This window comes from Glycomyces tenuis DSM 44171, assembly GCF_000427885.1.
In the GTDB taxonomy this organism is placed as follows: domain Bacteria; phylum Actinomycetota; class Actinomycetes; order Mycobacteriales; family Micromonosporaceae; genus Glycomyces; species Glycomyces tenuis.
On sequence record NZ_ATYW01000002.1, the window covers coordinates 184,335 to 200,785 of the forward strand.

At 66.7% G+C, this 16,451-nt stretch carries 15 protein-coding genes; 14 read left to right on the forward strand and 1 reads right to left on the reverse strand.

Features of this window, described 5'->3' with window-relative positions:
- Positions 1-212 precede the first annotated feature (212 nt).
- The 5 genes from rpoB (at position 213) to YWW_RS28105 (ending at position 8,637) form a co-directional block, all read left to right on the forward strand.
- Entirely contained in the window at positions 213-3,644 is a 3,432-nt protein-coding gene (rpoB, locus tag YWW_RS0103385) for a DNA-directed RNA polymerase subunit beta (protein WP_026928990.1), read from the forward strand.
- Positions 3,645-3,751: 107 nt separating this feature from the next.
- Entirely contained in the window at positions 3,752-7,636 is a 3,885-nt protein-coding gene (locus tag YWW_RS0103390; RefSeq protein WP_026928991.1) for a DNA-directed RNA polymerase subunit beta', read from the forward strand.
- Positions 7,637-7,762: 126 nt separating this feature from the next.
- Entirely contained in the window at positions 7,763-7,969 is a 207-nt protein-coding gene (locus tag YWW_RS35695) for a FitA-like ribbon-helix-helix domain-containing protein (RefSeq protein WP_155829879.1), read from the forward strand.
- A 45-nt stretch (positions 7,970-8,014) separates the two neighbouring features.
- Positions 8,015-8,335, forward strand: coding sequence for an AbrB/MazE/SpoVT family DNA-binding domain-containing protein (locus tag YWW_RS0103395; protein ID WP_211228412.1), 321 nt, complete (start codon positions 8,015-8,017; stop codon positions 8,333-8,335).
- Positions 8,336-8,340: 5 nt separating this feature from the next.
- Entirely contained in the window at positions 8,341-8,637 is a 297-nt protein-coding gene (locus YWW_RS28105; RefSeq protein ID WP_026928993.1) for a hypothetical protein, read from the forward strand.
- A 25-nt stretch (positions 8,638-8,662) separates the two neighbouring features.
- Here the strand turns inward: YWW_RS28105 and YWW_RS35700 are convergent, their stop codons facing one another.
- Positions 8,663-8,800 carry a hypothetical protein gene (locus YWW_RS35700; RefSeq protein WP_155829881.1) on the reverse strand — a complete coding sequence of 46 codons (138 nt, stop codon included), beginning with the start codon at positions 8,798-8,800 and terminating at the stop codon, positions 8,663-8,665.
- Positions 8,801-8,854: 54 nt separating this feature from the next.
- Between YWW_RS35700 and YWW_RS28110 the strand changes: the two genes are divergently transcribed.
- The 9 genes from YWW_RS28110 to rplW all read left to right on the forward strand — a co-directional run bounded on the left by YWW_RS28110 (position 8,855) and on the right by rplW (position 16,447).
- Positions 8,855-9,226: a hypothetical protein gene (locus YWW_RS28110; protein ID WP_051325330.1), complete on the forward strand. Its 372-nt coding sequence runs from the start codon at positions 8,855-8,857 to the stop codon at positions 9,224-9,226.
- A gap of 590 nt (positions 9,227-9,816) precedes the next feature.
- Complete coding sequence (gene rpsL / locus YWW_RS0103415; protein ID WP_026922757.1) at positions 9,817-10,188, forward strand: 30S ribosomal protein S12; 372 nt, start codon at positions 9,817-9,819, stop codon at positions 10,186-10,188.
- 2 nt (positions 10,189-10,190) lie between these two features.
- Positions 10,191-10,661: a 30S ribosomal protein S7 gene (gene rpsG, locus YWW_RS0103420; protein WP_026922758.1), complete on the forward strand. Its 471-nt coding sequence runs from the start codon at positions 10,191-10,193 to the stop codon at positions 10,659-10,661.
- 72 nt (positions 10,662-10,733) lie between these two features.
- Positions 10,734-12,788 carry an elongation factor G gene (gene fusA, locus YWW_RS0103425; protein WP_051325389.1) on the forward strand — a complete coding sequence of 685 codons (2,055 nt, stop codon included), beginning with the start codon at positions 10,734-10,736 and terminating at the stop codon, positions 12,786-12,788.
- Positions 12,789-12,908: 120 nt separating this feature from the next.
- The gene (tuf, locus tag YWW_RS0103430) at positions 12,909-14,102 is read left to right on the forward strand and encodes an elongation factor Tu (protein ID WP_026928995.1); all 1,194 of its coding nucleotides are present in this window, start codon (positions 12,909-12,911) and stop codon (positions 14,100-14,102) included.
- A gap of 416 nt (positions 14,103-14,518) precedes the next feature.
- A complete protein-coding gene (gene rpsJ, locus YWW_RS0103440; RefSeq protein WP_026922761.1) occupies positions 14,519-14,827 on the forward strand; it encodes a 30S ribosomal protein S10 in 309 nt (102 codons plus the stop codon).
- An 8-nt stretch (positions 14,828-14,835) separates the two neighbouring features.
- Positions 14,836-15,489, forward strand: a complete 654-nt coding sequence (gene rplC, locus YWW_RS0103445) for a 50S ribosomal protein L3 (RefSeq protein WP_026928996.1) — start codon at positions 14,836-14,838, stop codon at positions 15,487-15,489.
- Entirely contained in the window at positions 15,486-16,136 is a 651-nt protein-coding gene (rplD, locus tag YWW_RS0103450) for a 50S ribosomal protein L4 (protein WP_026928997.1), read from the forward strand. The genes rplC and rplD overlap by 4 nt, the downstream gene beginning before the upstream one ends.
- A complete protein-coding gene (gene rplW / locus YWW_RS0103455; protein ID WP_026928998.1) occupies positions 16,133-16,447 on the forward strand; it encodes a 50S ribosomal protein L23 in 315 nt (104 codons plus the stop codon). Before rplD ends, rplW begins: the two co-directional genes overlap by 4 nt.
- Positions 16,448-16,451: the final 4 nt, after the last annotated feature.

Consider the following 16,451-nt stretch of genomic DNA (forward strand, 5'->3'; position numbering starts at 1 on the left):
AGCTATTAATTTGCGCTGCCTCCTTCACGCCTTCTGACGCGGTGAGGGGCGTGGACGGTGGGGATTCAAGGCTATCGACGCTCGAACATCCCGTGCTCCGCACGGACATGTTCCATTCGAAGCCTGCCTCCGGCTGTCCTCGCCGCTACCGCTCATGTCGTGACCCTGGCATGCGCCGGCCGTCGTAACTCAGGTCCTCGGAAGGACGAATCTTGGCAGCTTCCCGCACTGGCAAGACCAGCTCCAGCAAGAGCAAGCACGCACCCAGCCGCATCTCGTTCGGCAGGATCGAAGAGAAACTGGAAGTCCCGAACCTACTGGAACTCCAGACGAACTCCTTCGACTGGCTTATCGGCAACGAGGCCCACAAGGGCCGAGTCGGTGAGGACGCCAAGTGCGGTCTGGACGAGATCCTCGAAGAGATCAGCCCGATCGAAGACTTCTCGGGCACCATGAGCCTGTCCTTTTCCAACCCGCGCTTCGACGAGGTCAAGGCCCCGATCGAGGAGTGCCGCGAGAAGGACCTCACCTACTGCGCTCCGCTGTTCGTCACCGCGGAGTTCATCAACAACACCACCGGCGAGATCAAGAGCCAGACGGTGTTCATGGGCGACTTCCCGATGATGACCCCGAAGGGGACGTTCATCATCAACGGCACCGAACGCGTCGTCGTCTCGCAGCTCGTCCGCTCGCCGGGCGTGTACTTCGACAAGCAGCCCGACAAGACCTCCGACCGCGACCTCACCAGCGCCAAGGTCATCCCCGGCCGCGGCGCCTGGCTCGAGTTCGACGTCGACAAGCGCGAGACCGTCGGCGTCCGCGTCGACCGCAAGCGGCGCCAGGCCGTCACGGTCCTGCTCAAGGCGATCGGCTGGGACGCCGACCGCATCCGCGAGCGCTTCGGCTGGTCCGAGCTCATGATGGCGACCCTCGAGAAGGACACCATCAACTCGCAGGACGAGGCGCTGCTCGACATCTACCGCAAGCTCCGCCCCGGCGAGCCGCCGACCAAGGACAACGCGCAGACGCTGCTGGAGAACCTGTTCTTCAACCCCAAGCGCTACGACCTGGCCAAGGTCGGCCGCTACAAGGTCAACAAGAAGTTCGAGCTCGACACGCCGATCAGCACCGGCATCCTCACCGAGGACGACCTGGCCGCCACGATCGAGTACATGCTCCGGCTGCACTCGGCCGAGCCCGGCTACCAGGCCGACGACATCGACCACTTCGGCAACAGGCGCCTGCGCACCGTCGGCGAGCTCATCCAGAACCAGATCCGGGTGGGCCTGTCCCGCATGGAGCGCGTCGTCCGCGAGCGCATGACCACGCAGGACGTCGAGGCGATCACGCCGCAGACGCTCATCAACATCCGGCCGGTCTCGGCCTCCATCAAGGAGTTCTTCGGCACCAGCCAGCTGTCGCAGTTCATGGACCAGGTCAACCCGATCACGGGCCTGACCCACCGCCGCCGCCTCTCGGCGCTCGGCCCGGGCGGCCTGTCCCGCGACCGCGCCGCGATGGACGTCCGCGACGTCCACACCTCGCACTACGGCCGCATGTGCCCGATCGAGACGCCCGAGGGCCCGAACATCGGCCTCATCGGCGCCATGTCGACCTTCGCGCGGGTCAACCCGTTCGGCTTCATCGAGACGCCGTACCGCAAGGTCGTCGACGGCCGTGCCACCGAGGAGATCGAGTACCTCACGGCCGACGAAGAGGACAAGTTCATCATCGCCCAGGCCAACGCCCGGCTCAACGAGGACGCGACCTTCGCGGACTCGCAGGTCCTGGCCCGCGGCCGGGGCGGCGAGGCCGAGCTGGTCCCCGGCGCCGAGATCGACTACATGGACGTCTCGCCGCGCCAGATGACCTCCGTGGCCACCGCGCTGGTGCCGTTCCTCGAGCACGACGACGCCAACCGCGCCCTCATGGGCGCGAACATGCAGCGCCAGGCCGTGCCGCTCATCAAGCCCGACTCGCCGCTGGTCGGCACGGGCATGGAGTACCGCGCCGCGGTCGACGCCGGCGACGTCGTCGTCGCCGAGTCCGACGGCCTCGTCGAGGACGCCAGCGCCGACTACATCACGATCGCCCAAGACGACGGCATGCGCCGCACCTACCTGCTGCACAAGTTCCGCCGCTCCAACGCCGGCTCGTGCATCAACCAGGTGCCGCTGGTCACCGAGGGCGAGCGGGTCGAGGCCGGCCAGCCGATCGCCGACGGCCCCTCGACCGACAAGGGCGAGATGGCGCTCGGCAAGAACCTGCTCGTCGCCTTCACCTCGTGGGAGGGCCAGAACTTCGAGGACGCGATCATCCTGTCCTCGCGCCTGGTCGAGAACGACGTGCTCACCTCGATCCACATCGACGAGCACGAGGTCGACGCCCGCGACACGAAGCTCGGCCCCGAGGAGATCACCCGCGACATCCCGAACGTCGGCGAGGAGATGCTCTCCGACCTCGACGACCGCGGCATCATCCGCATCGGCGCCGAGGTCGAGGACGGCGACATCCTGGTCGGCAAGGTCACCCCGAAGGGCGAGACCGAGCTGACCCCCGAGGAGCGGCTGCTGAGGGCGATCTTCGGCGAGAAGGCCCGCGAAGTCCGCGACACCTCGCTCAAGGTCCCGCACGGCGAGGCCGGCACCGTCATCGGCGTCCGGACCTTCAGCCGCGAGGACGGCGACGAGCTGTCCCCGGGCGTCAACGAGCTGGTCCGCGTCTACATCGCCCAGAAGCGCAAGATCGGCGTCGGCGACAAGCTCGCCGGCCGCCACGGCAACAAGGGCGTCATCTCGAAGGTCGTGCCGCAGGAGGACATGCCGTTCCTGCCCGACGGCACGCCGATCGACGTCCTGCTCAACCCGATGGGCGTGCCGGGCCGAATGAACATCGGCCAGGTGCTGGAGGTCCACCTCGGGTGGGCCGCGAAGTCCGGTTGGAAGATCGAGAACTTCGACGAGCTGTGGGCGCAGGCGCTCAAGGACATCGGGGCCGACAGCGCCCCCACCGACTCGAAGGTCGGGACGCCGGTGTTCGACGGCGCCCACCCCGAGGAGGTCCAGGGGGTGCTCGCGAACGCGCTGCCGAACCGCGACGGCGACCGCATGGTCGCCCCGACCGGCAAGGCGCGGCTGTTCGACGGGCGCACCGGCGAGCCGTTCCCCGACCCGATCAGCGTCGGCTACATGTACATCCTGAAGCTGAACCACATGGTGGACGACAAGATCCACGCCCGCTCCACCGGTCCGTACTCGATGATCACCCAGCAGCCGCTCGGCGGCAAGGCCCAGTTCGGCGGCCAGCGCTTCGGTGAGATGGAGTGCTGGGCCATGCAGGCCTACGGCGCGGCCTACGCGCTGCAGGAGCTGCTGACGATCAAGTCCGACGACGTGGTCGGCCGCGTGAAGGTCTACGAGGCCGTCGTCAAGGGCGAGAACGTCCCGGAGCCGGGCATCCCGGAATCGTTCAAGGTGCTGCTCAAGGAGCTCCAGTCGCTGTGCCTCAACGTGGAGGTGCTGTCCGCCGACGGGCAGGCCATCCAGATGACCGAGACCGACGACGAAGTGTTCCGAGCGGCCGAGGAGCTGGGGATCGACCTGTCCCACGAGGAACCCAACAGCGTCGACTTCGAAAGCGCCTGACGTCGAGCGAGGGCGGGCCGGCCGCGGTCAGTCAACCGGCCGCGGAACCGTCCGCCCTCCCCTACGTCTCATCCAATCCTTAAAGAAAAACCAAGGGGAAGAGTTCAGTGCTCGACGTCAACTTCTTCGACAAGTTGAAGATCGGCCTCGCCACCGCCGAGGACATCCGGCAGTGGTCGCACGGGGAAGTCAAGAAGCCCGAGACCATCAACTACCGCACCCTCAAGCCCGAGAAGGACGGCCTCTTCTGCGAGAAGATCTTCGGTCCGACCCGGGACTGGGAGTGCTACTGCGGCAAGTACAAGCGCATCCGCTTCAAGGGCATCATCTGTGAGCGCTGCGGCGTCGAGGTGACCCGCTCGAAGGTCCGCCGCGAGCGGATGGGCCACATCGAGCTGGCCGCCCCGGTCACGCACATCTGGTACTTCAAGGGCGTGCCCTCGCGCCTGGGGTACCTGCTCGACCTGGCGCCGAAGGACCTGGAGAAGGTCATCTACTTCGCCGCCTACGTCATCACCGGCGTCGACGAGGAGACCCGCCAGCGGGACATCCCGACGCTGGAGAACGAGATCGTCGCCGAGAAGCGCACCCTCGAGCAGCAGCGCGACGCCGCGATCGAGGAGCGCGCCTCCAAGCTCGAGGCCGACCTGGCCGAGCTCGAGGCCGAAGGCGCCCGCGCCGACGTCCGCCGCAAGGTCAAGGACGGCGGCGAGCGCGAGATGCGCCAGATCCGCGACAAGGCCCAGCGCGAGATCGACCGCCTCGACGAGGTCATGGACACCTTCCGCAAGCTCGAGGTGCGCCAGCTTATCGGCGACGAGATGCTCTACCGGGAGCTCCAGCAGCGCTTCGGCGAGTACTTCACCGGCGGCATGGGCGCCGAGGCCATCAAGAACCTGCTCGAAGGCCTCGACCTCGACGCCGAGGCGATCAGCCTGCGCGAGGTCATCGCCACCGGCAAGGGCCAGAAGAAGCTGCGCGCGCTCAAGCGCCTCAAGGTCGTCGCGGCCTTCCAGTCCACCGGCAACTCGCCGCTGGGCATGGTCCTCGACTGCGTGCCGGTCATCCCGCCGGAGCTGCGCCCGATGGTGCAGCTCGACGGCGGCCGCTTCGCCACCAGCGACCTGAACGACCTGTACCGTCGCGTCATCAACCGCAACAACCGCCTCAAGCGGCTCATGGACCTCGGCGCGCCCGAGATCATCGTCGCCAACGAGAAGCGGATGCTCCAGGAGTCGGTGGACGCGCTGTTCGACAACGGCCGCCGCGGCCGCCCGGTCACCGGGCCCGGCAACCGCCCGCTCAAGAGCCTGTCCGACATGCTCAAGGGCAAGCAGGGCCGGTTCCGCCAGAACCTGCTGGGCAAGCGCGTCGACTACTCGGGCCGCTCGGTCATCGTGGTCGGCCCGCGCCTCAAGCTGCACCAGTGCGGTCTGCCCAAGCAGATGGCGCTGGAGCTGTTCAAGCCGTTCGTGATGAAGCGCCTGGTCGATCTCAACCACGCGCAGAACATCAAGTCGGCCAAGCGCATGGTCGAACGCGCCCGCCCGGTGGTGTGGGACGTGCTCGAAGAGGTCATCTCCGAGCACCCGGTGCTGCTCAACCGCGCGCCCACGCTGCACCGCCTCGGCATCCAGGCCTTCGAGCCGCAGCTGGTCGAGGGCAAGGCCATCCAGCTGCACCCGCTGGTGTGCACCGCGTTCAACGCCGACTTCGACGGCGACCAGATGGCGGTCCACGTGCCGCTGTCGGCCGAGGCCCAGGCCGAGGCCCGCATCCTGATGCTGGCGTCGAACAACATCCTCAAGCCTTCCGACGGCAAGCCGGTGGCCCTGCCCACGCAGGACCAGATCATCGGCCTGTACTACCTGACCCACCACAAGGAGGGTCTGCCGGGCGAGGGCCGGGCGTTCTCCGACGTCGGCGAGGCCATCATGGCCTACGACCGCAGGGAGCTCAACCTCCAGGCGTCCATCAGGATCCGCCTCGACGACGTCAGGTCGGTCGACAACGGTCCGGGCGAGGCCTGGGAGGCCCCCGAGGGCTGGGAGCCGGGGCAGCCGCTCATCGTCGAGACGACGCTGGGCCGGGTGTTCTTCAACGACTGCCTGCCGCCGGAGTTCCCGTACGTCAACTACGAGGTCCGCAAGGGCCAGCTGTCGGACATCATCCACGACCTGTCCGAGCACTACTCGAAGGTCCAGCTGGGCGCCTGCCTGGACGCGCTGAAGTCCGCCGGCTTCAAGTGGGCCGGCTGGTCGGGCGTCACGATCGGCATCGAGGACGTCATCGAGCCGGCGCACAAGGCCGAGATCCTCGAGAAGTACGAGTCCGACTCCGCCAAGATCGACAAGCAGTACGCGCGCGGTCTGATGACGGCCGAGGAGCGCCGCGGCGAGCTGACCGAGATCTGGACCAAGGCCACCGCCGAGGTCATGGAGGACTTGAACGACACCCTCCAGCCGGACAACCCGCTGTGGCAGATGATCAACTCCGGGGCGCGGGGCAACATGCTCCAGCTGCGGCAGATCGCCGGCATGCGCGGCCTGGTCGCGAACCCGAAGGGCGAGATCATCCCGCGTCCGATCAAGTCCTCGCTGCGCGAGGGCCTGACGGTGCTGGAGTACTTCATCTCCACGCACGGCTCCCGCAAGGGCCTGGCCGACACCGCGCTGCGGACCGCCGACTCGGGTTACCTGACCCGGCGCCTGGTGGACGTGTCGCAGGACGTCATCATCCGCGAGGAGGACTGCGGCACCGACCGGGCCCTGGACTACCCGATCGCGATCGAGATCGACGGGCGGCTCGTCGAGTCCGACATCGTCGAGACCGCGGTCGACGCCCGGACCCTCGGCGAGGACGTCGAGGTCGACGGCAAGGTCGTCCTCGAGCGGAACACGCCGCTGAACTCGGACAACATCGCGAAGCTCATCGCCGAGGGCGTCACGACCGTGAAGGTCCGCTCGGTGCTGACCTGCGAGTCCCGCCAGGGCGTGTGCGCGGCCTGCTACGGCCGTTCGATGCCGACCGGCGAGAAGGTCGACCTGGGCGAAGCGGTGGGCATCATCGCGGCCCAGTCGATCGGCGAGCCCGGCACCCAGCTGACGATGCGGACCTTCCACACCGGCGGTGTGGCCGGGGACGACATCACGCAGGGCCTGCCGCGCGTGCAGGAGGTCTTCGAGGCCCGCATCCCGAAGGGGAAGGCGCCGATCGCCGAGGCGAGCGGCACCGTCCGCATCGAGGACGCCGAGAAGAGCCGGAAGATCATCATCGCGCCCGACGACGGCTCCGACGAGATCGTGGTCGACAAGGTGCCGAGGCGTCTGCGCCTGCGGGCCGTCGACGGCGAGCACGTCGAGGTCGGCGAGAAGCTCGTCGAGGGCACGATCGATCCGCACGAGCTGCTGCGCGTGCTGGGCCCGCGGAAGGTGCAGCGGCACCTGGTCGGCGAGGTCCAGGACGTGTACCGCTCGCAGGGCGTGATGATCCACGACAAGCACATCGAGATCATCGTGCGCCAGATGCTCAAGCGGATCACGATCATCGACTCGGGCACCTCGGAGTTCCTGCCCGGTTCGCTGGTGGACCGCCTCGAGTTCGAAGAGGTGAACCGCAAGATCATCGCCGACGGCGGCGAGCCGGCCTCGGGCCGCCCGCAGCTGATGGGCATCACCAAGGCGAGCCTGGCGACCGAGTCGTGGCTCTCGGCGGCCTCCTTCCAGGAGACCACCCGGGTGCTCACCGAGGCCGCGATCTCCGGCAAGTCCGACAGCCTGGTCGGCCTGAAGGAGAACGTGATCCTCGGCAAGCTGATCCCGGCGGGCACGGGCATCGCGAAGTACCGGAACGTCTCGGTGGAGCCCACCGAGGAGGCGAAGGCCGCGGTGTACTCCCTCGGGGGCTACGAGGACACGGCCACGCCGACGTTCTCGTACGGAACCGGCCCGGCCGTGAGCCTCGAGGACTCCTACGACCTGGGCACCTACTAAGGAGCCGACCCGAAGAAGCCGATCCCGACGGCTGAACAAGATGAGGGGGCCGGGCGCTGCGCGCCCGGCCCCCTCATCTGCGTGTCGCAGCAACCGCACGGTGTCCGGCACATGTAGAACACGACCATGGCGACTATTCATATTCGCGATGTTCCAGAGGAAACCTGGGCCGAACTCGTTGCCGCCGCGCACGAACGCGGCGAATCCGTCCAAGCCCACCTGCTGGCCTTGCTGGAGGAAACAGCGGGGTGGAGGTGTGCGGAACAGCGGAAGCGCCTCGATTCGACGGGCGAAGAGCAATCAGAGCCAAGTAAGAATGCCGAGGCATTATGAATCTAATATACTTGGAAAGTATGAAGATCCTGGGGAGGGTGTTCCATGACTGAAGATCACGATGAGGAGCGGAAAGTGATCGCTTCCCCCACGGTTCGAATCCGCCAGAAGGGGCAGATCACGCTCCCGAAGGAGGTTCAAGAAGCGTTGTACGTCAAAGAAGGCGATCAGATCCAGTTCAACATTCACGAGGATGGCCGAGTGGCCATGGAGGGGTTGGCGGAGATCCCGGCCGACCAGCGGTGGTTCTGGACGCCGGAGTGGCAGGAAGGCGAACGGGAAGCCTCGGCGCAGATCGCCGCCGGTGGAGGCAAGGTTTTCCACGACATCGACGAGATGTTCGACTACCTGAACCGGGAGCGGTAGCGCAAGTGGTTCCGACGTACGAGCCGCTTCCCAAGTTCGACCAAGACTGGGATCGGCTCAGTGACGAGCAGCGAGAACGATTCTTGAAAGCGATGCACGATTTCAAGAGCGACCTTGCGGAGGGGCGGCAGCCACGTCCAGGGCTCCGAGTGAAAGGCATCAAGGGTGCCCCGGGCATCTTCGAGCTGACCTGGGCGCCTGACGGGCGTGCCACCTGGTCGTACGGTGGAGAACGATTCGAGGGTGAGCCGCACATCATCTGGCGGCGTATCGGCACGCACGACATCTTCAAGAATCCGTGACCGACAGTGGCGGTAGCGCTCGGCGCTACCGCCACTCGGGTTCGTCTTCGAGGTCGTCCCCGATCGCGGTTTCCCAGGGCTCGGCGTCACCAGAGGCGTACCACTCGTCCCAGGCGGCCTTGTGCTGCTCCTTGGGTTCTTCTTCGCTCGGGCGGTCGGTCATGGGGGAGATGTTCCCGAGTCTTCGGGGAAAGTTCAACCGCAATAGGATGGGCACGTGATCGAGGCGCAGCAGACGGGCGGGGCGCGGCATCCCGATGATCCGGATCCGGTCGAGTCGACCAAGGTGGTGGGTGCGCTCACGCTCGCGGTCCTCGGCGTGGTGTTCTCGCCCTTCGTCGGCGGCGTCATCCCCGCCTTCCTCGCGCTCGTGCTCGCGAAGCAGGCCGAAGGCGATATCCGCGCCTCCGAAGGCTTCCTCCTCGGCGCCGGCAGGCTCCCCAGGATCCGGCGCCTGGCCTGGACCGCCATCGGGATCGCCTGCGCGGTCGTGGTGGCGTTGCTGCTGGTCTGGGTCGTCGACATGGCCCGCTCAGTGGGGGAGCCGAGCTACGAGAGTGACGTCGCCGCCGTCGTCGCCGGAACGTGAGGCGGGATACGCCCGGCAATGGGCGGCCCCCGCGTGCGAGGCGCGTTCCACGAGATAAGATAGGCCACGGTGTGTCTACCGCACCGACGCGAACACCGCGCCACTGCCCTTTCGCCCGGTCATCGTCCGTGACTCTGCACACGGATGCCCGCTGGGTCGAATACGGCTTTGACGCCGTTCGCTAGGCTAGGTAGGCTTTTCCCTTGCGCCTGGACACCGCTTTGAGCGGCATGGTGGCCCTGTCTACTCCGGCAGCTCGGTCCCCGTGAGAGCCAGGCCAGGTTGCGTGCCTGCAAGGCGGCGAGGCCCTCATTAGGCCCAGTCTCCTGGCGTCATCGGCACGCACACCCTCGTACTGGGGGCTTCGTGAATATTGACTCCACATAGTCAGTCTCATTCGAGATCACGAACGCGTCTGAACCAGCTTGAGCGGCGCGAAGCGCGCTTCGCACCAGGCTGGCATGGGTCCGGAGAGACGCGACACGCCCGAACGCGGGGGACGGGATCCTGCTCCTCTGAGCAGGACTTCAGGTGACGCCGACAAGACAGGAATACGCAACCGGTCAACGTGTTGAGAGGGGTTCGGCTCAGTGCCAACCATCCAGCAGCTGGTCCGCAAAGGCCGCAAGGCCAGGACCAACAAGAACAAGACGCCCGCGCTGAAGGGCAGCCCGCAGGCCCGCGGCGTCTGCACGCGCGTGTACACCACCACGCCCAAGAAGCCGAACTCGGCCATGCGCAAGGTCGCCCGCGTCCGGCTCATGAACGGCACCGAGGTCACCGCCTACATCCCGGGTGTGGGCCACAACCTCCAGGAGCACTCCATCGTGCTGGTCCGCGGCGGTCGTGTCCGCGACCTCCCCGGTGTCCGTTACAAGATCATCCGCGGCGCGCTCGACACCCAGGGTGTCCGCGACCGCAAGCAGGCCCGCAGCCGCTACGGTGCGAAGAAGGAGAAGTAGACATGCCACGTAAAGGCCCCGCGCCGCGTCGGCCCCTGACTGCCGATCCGGTCTACAACTCGGTGCTCGTCACCCAGCTGATCAACAAGGTCCTCAAGGACGGCAAGCGCCGCCTCGCCGAGCGCATCGTCTACGAGGCGCTGGAGAACTGCCGCCAGAAGGCCGACCAGGATCCCGTGGTCGTCCTCAAGCGCGCCTTGGACAACGTCAAGCCCACCCTCGAGGTCCGCTCCCGCCGCGTCGGCGGCGCGACCTACCAGGTGCCGGTCGACGTCCGTCCGCAGCGAGCCACCACCCTGGGCCTGCGCTGGCTGGTCGGCTTCGCGCGCGACCGCCGCGAGAAGACCATGGTCGAGCGGCTCACCAACGAGATCCTCGACGCCTCCAACGGCCTCGGCGCCGCGGTGAAGAAGCGCGAGGACACTCACAAGATGGCCGATTCCAACAAGGCATTCGCCCACTACCGCTGGTAGTGACTCTCAGAGAAGGCAGTCGTGGCTAACAAAGCGAACGAGGCCCTGGCCAAGCTCCGCAACATCGGCATCATGGCGCACATCGACGCCGGCAAGACCACCACCACCGAGCGCATCCTGTACTACACGGGCGTGTCGCACAAGATCGGTGAGGTCCACGAAGGCGCCGCCACCATGGACTGGATGGAGCAGGAGCAGGAGCGGGGCATCACCATCACCTCCGCCGCCACCAAGTGCGAGTGGGACGACCACATCATCCAGATCATCGACACGCCCGGCCACGTCGACTTCACCGTCGAGGTCGAGCGGTCCCTGCGTGTCCTGGACTCGGCCATCGCGGTCTACGACGGCGTCGCCGGCGTGGAGCCGCAGACCGAGAACGTGTGGCGTCAGGCCGACAAGTACAGCGTCCCGCGCATGTGCTTCGTCAACAAGCTCGACCGCACCGGCGCGAACTTCTTCCGCTGCGTGGAGATGATGGCCGACCGCCTCAACTCCAACACCGCGGTGATCCAGCTGCCGATCGGGGCCGAGGCCGACTTCATCGGCGTCGTCGACCTGGTCGAGATGAACGCCAAGGTGTGGCGCGGCGAGACCGGCCTCGGCGAGGAGTACGAGACCGAGGAGATCCCCGCGGACCTGGCCGAGCAGGCCGAGGAGTACCGCGAGAAGCTCCTGGAGACCCTCTCCGACGTCGACGACGACTTCGCCGAGAAGTACCTCGAGGGCGAGGAGATCAGCGCCGCCGAGATCAAGGCCGCGATCCGCAAGGGCACCATCGCGAACCAGATCAACCCGGTGCTGTGCGGCACGGCCTTCAAGAACAAGGGCGTGCAGCCGCTGCTCGACGCGGTGGTCGACTACCTGCCTTCTCCGTTGGACATCGCGGCCATCCAGGGGACCCTCATCGACAACGAGACCCCGGCCGAGCGCCACGCGGACGTCGAAGAGCCCTTCAGCGCCCTGGCGTTCAAGATCCAGACCGACAAGCACCTCGGACGTCTCACCTACGCCCGCATCTACTCGGGCACCATCGAGACCGGCACTCAGGTCATGAACTCGACCAAGAGCCGCAAGGAGCGCATCGGCAAGATCTACCAGATGCACGCCAACAAGCGCGAGGAGCGCAAGGACGCCCAGGCCGGCGACATCATCGCGATCCAGGGTCTGAAGCAGACCACCACCGGTGACACGCTGACCGACTCGAACAACCAGGTGATCCTGGAGTCGATGATCTTCCCCGAGCCGGTCATCGACGTGGCCATCGAGCCCAAGTCGAAGGCCGACCAGGACAAGCTGGCCACCGCGATCCAGCGCCTCGCCGAGGAGGACCCGACCTTCCGGGTCCAGACCGACGAGGAGACCGGCCAGACCGTCATCTCCGGCATGGGCGAGCTGCACCTCGACATCCTGGTCGACCGCATGAAGCGGGAGTTCAACGTCGAGGCCAACATCGGCAAGCCGCAGGTGGCCTACCGGGAGACCATCTCCCAGCGGGTCGAGAAGATCGAGTACCTGCACAAGAAGCAGACCGGTGGTTCCGGTCAGTTCGCGCGGGTCATCGTCAACATCGAGCCGCTCAAGATGGAGTCGAACGAGAGCGAGATCTTCGCCTTCGACGACCAGATCACCGGTGGCCGCATCCCGCGCGAGTACATCCCGTCGGTCAAGGCCGGCGCGGAGGACGCGCTGGGCGACGGCGTGCTGGCGGGCTACCCGCTGGTGGGCGTGAAGCTGGAGCTGACCGACGGTCAGTACCACGAGGTCGACTCCTCGGAGATGGCCTTCAAGATCGCAGGCAAGATGGTGCTGAAGGAGGCCGCGAAGCGGGCGAAGCCAGTACTGCTCGAGCCGATGATGTCCGTCGAGGTCATCTGCCCGGAGGAATCGATGGGCGATGTCATCGGCGACATCAACTCTCGGCGCGGCATGGTCCAGGAGATGGGCGAGCGGGGCAACGACCGCACGGTCAAGGCCCAGGTGCCGCTGTCGGAGATGTTCGGCTACGTCGGAGACCTCAGGTCGAAGACGGCCGGCCGCGCGAACTACTCAATGCAGTTCGACACCTACGCCGAAGTCCCGGCGAACGTCGCCAAGGAGATCATCGCCAAGGCGACAGGCGAGTAAACGGGCCCGGGAGGGCAAGCCTGTCCTCCCGCCCGTGAACCCACCTGTTGCCACGGGATCTTCGCGACGCAATGGGTCAGTTAAGTCAAACCAGATTTATTCAGTCCACAGGAGGACGAAGTGGCTAAGGAAAAGTTCGAGCGGACTAAGCCTCACGTCAACATCGGCACGCTCGGTCACGTCGACCACGGCAAGACCACGCTCACGGCCGCCATCACCAAGGTGCTGCACGACAAGCACCCGGACCTCAACCCGTACACGCCGTTCGACGAGATCGACAACGCGCCCGAAGAGAAGCAGCGCGGCATCACCATCTCGATCTCCCACGTCGAGTACCAGACCGAGACCCGGCACTACGCTCACGTCGACTGCCCCGGCCACGCCGACTACATCAAGAACATGATCACCGGCGCGGCCCAGATGGACGGCGCGATCCTGGTCGTGTCCGCCGCCGACGGCCCCATGCCGCAGACCCGTGAGCACGTCCTGCTCGCCCGCCAGGTCGGTGTCCCGTACATCGTCGTGGCGCTCAACAAGGCCGACATGGTCGACGACGAGGAGATCCTCGAGCTCGTCGAGATGGAGGTCCGCGAGCTGCTGTCCGACCAGAACTTCCCGGGCGACGACGCCCCGGTCGTGAAGGTCTCCGCGCTGGGCGCCCTCGAGGGCGAGCAGAAGTGGGTCGACGCGGTCGCCGAGCTCATGCAGTCCGTCGACGACTCGATCCCCGAGCCCGAGCGCGAGATCGACAAGCCGTTCCTCATGCCCGTCGAGGACGTCTTCACGATCACCGGCCGCGGCACCGTCGTGACCGGCCGCGTCGAGCGCGGTGTGCTCCTGCCCAACGAGGACGTCGAGATCGTCGGCATCCGCGAGGGCTCGATCAACACCAAGGTGACCGCCATCGAGATGTTCCGCAAGACCCTCGACGACGCGCGCGCCGGCGAGAACGTCGGCCTGCTGCTCCGCGGCACCAAGCGCGAGGAGGTGGAGCGCGGCATGGTCGTCACCAAGCCCGGCACCACCACCCCGCACACGGAGTTCGAGGCCGAGGTGTACATCCTGTCCAAGGACGAGGGTGGCCGCCACACGCCGTTCTTCAACAACTACCGTCCGCAGTTCTACTTCCGGACCACGGACGTGACCGGCGTCGTGACCCTCCCCGAGGGCACCGAGATGGTCATGCCCGGTGACAACACCTCCATGAAGGTCGAGCTCATCCAGCCGGTCGCCATGGACGACGGTCTGCTCTTCGCGATCCGCGAAGGCGGGCGCACCGTCGGTTCCGGCCGCGTCACCAAGGTCGTCAAGTAAGACCGCACACCGGGGCGATTCCCAACGGAGTCGCCCCGGTTTTCTGCCGCCTCGGAGCTCCGGCCCCGGAGGCCGCGCAGCACAGCTCCATACGCGTAACCTGCCCCACTGCCACCCGGCCCCCGCTTGCTGGCGAAACATCGGATCCGGCATAATATGCAGGTTGCGTTCGCATCAGCGCGCCTTCGCTCCAGGCGAAGACCGCGAACCGCCCATAGGTTCGTCGCTGGTGCTCACGCCCGGCCCGCGGGCCCGAGTAGGCACCACCAGGCGCCGAGAGGGACCGTTCACGGCGGGCAGGCGGGCGAGCCAAGACGTCAAGACACGGAAAACCGTGTCCCCATGTGCCTGAAGCTCGCGACACGCCCGACCGCGTGGAGCGGTCTGAACAGCCAATTTACGTAAGGTAAGGAACCATGGCGGGACAGAAGATCCGCATCAGGCTGAAAGCCTACGACCACGAGGTCGTGGACTCCTCGGCCCGCAAGATCGTGGAGACGGTCACCCGTACGGGGGCCGCCATCTCCGGGCCGGTGCCGCTGCCGACCGAGATCAACCGTTTCTGTGTGATCCGGTCGCCGCACAAGTACAAGGACTCGCGCGAGCACTTCGAGATGCGCACGCACAAGCGTCTCATCGACATCCTCGACCCGACACCGAAGACGGTCGACTCGCTGATGCGCCTCGACCTGCCGGCCGGCGTCGACATCGAGATCAAGCTGTAGGGGCACCAATGGACAGGCAGATCAAGGGAATCCTGGGCACCAAGCTCGGCATGACCCAGGTTTGGGACGAGAACGGCCGCGCCGTACCCGTCACCGTGGTGCAGGCCGGCCCGTGCGTCGTCTCCCAGATTCGCAAACCGGACGTCGACGGCTACTCGGCCGTGCAGCTGGGCTTCGGCGACGTCAAACTCAAGAACGTCACCAAGCCGATTCAGGGCCACTTCGAGAAGGCCGGCGTCGCTCCGCGTCGCCACCTGGTCGAACTGCGCACCTCCGACGCCGCCGACTACGAGCTCGGCCAGACCGTCGAGGCCACGACCTTCGAGGCCGGCGAGCTGGTCGACGTCACCGGCACCACCAAGGGCAAGGGCTTCGCCGGCGTCATGAAGCGCCACGGCTTCGGCGGCCTCGGCGCCAGCCACGGTGCCCACAAGGTGCACCGCGCGCCCGGTTCGATCGGCGGCTGCGCCACGCCGGGCCGCGTCTTCAAGGGCATGCGCATGGCCGGCCGCATGGGCGGCAACCGCCACACGACGCAGAACCTGCGCATCCAGGCGGTCGACGCCGAGCGCGGGCTGCTGCTCATCGTCGGCGCCGTCCCCGGCCCCAAGAACGGCCTGGTGCTCGTCCGCAGCGCAGTGAAGCAGGTGGCTACCAAATGAGCCTTGAGATCAAAGTCAAAGACGCCGCTGGCAAGGAGACCGGGAAGACCATCGAGCTCCCGGCGTCGATCTTCGACGTCGAGCCGAACATCCCGCTCATGCACCAGGTCGTGACCGCGCAGCTCGCCGCCGCGCGCAGCGGCACGGCGAGCACCAAGACCCGCGGCGAGGTCCGCGGCGGCGGCAAGAAGCCGTACCGCCAGAAGGGCACCGGCCGCGCCCGCCAGGGCTCGATCCGCGCGCCGCAGTTCGCCGGCGGCGGCGTCGTCCACGGCCCCAAGCCGCGGTCGTTCGCCGAGCGCACCCCCCGGAAGATGAAGGCCGCGGCCCTGGCCGGCGCCCTCACCGACCGGGTGCGGGGCGGCAACCTGCACGTCGTCAGCTCCTTCATCGAGGCGGAGACGCCGAAGACGAAGGACGCCAAGGCCGCGATCGAGGCGACCACCGAGGCGAAGAAGATCCTGGTGGTGCTCGCCCGCGACGAGGAGACCGCGAAGCTCAGCCTTCGCAACCTCCCCGAGGTGCACCTCATCGACTGGGGCCAGGTCAACACCTACGACGTGCTCAACAACGAGGACATCGTGTTCAGCGAGGCCGCCATCGAGGCGTTCATCGCTGACCGGACCGAGCAGGAGGTCGCGGCATGAGCGAAGTGACCGTCGCCGACCCGCGCGACATCATCATCAAGCCGGTCATCTCGGAGAAGACCTACACCCTCCTCGGCGAGGGCAAGTACACCTTCGAGGTCGACCCGCGCGCCAACAAGAGCCACATCAAGATCGCCATCAAGCAGATCTTCGGTGTGGACGTCAAGAGCGTGAACACCCTGAACCGCGACGGCAAGCGCAAGCGGACCCGTGACGGCTGGGGACAGCGCAAGAGCGTCAAGCACGCGATCGTCACCGTCGAGGGCGACCCCGGTCGCCTGGGTGAGATCTTCGGCGGACAGATCTCGTAGGAGC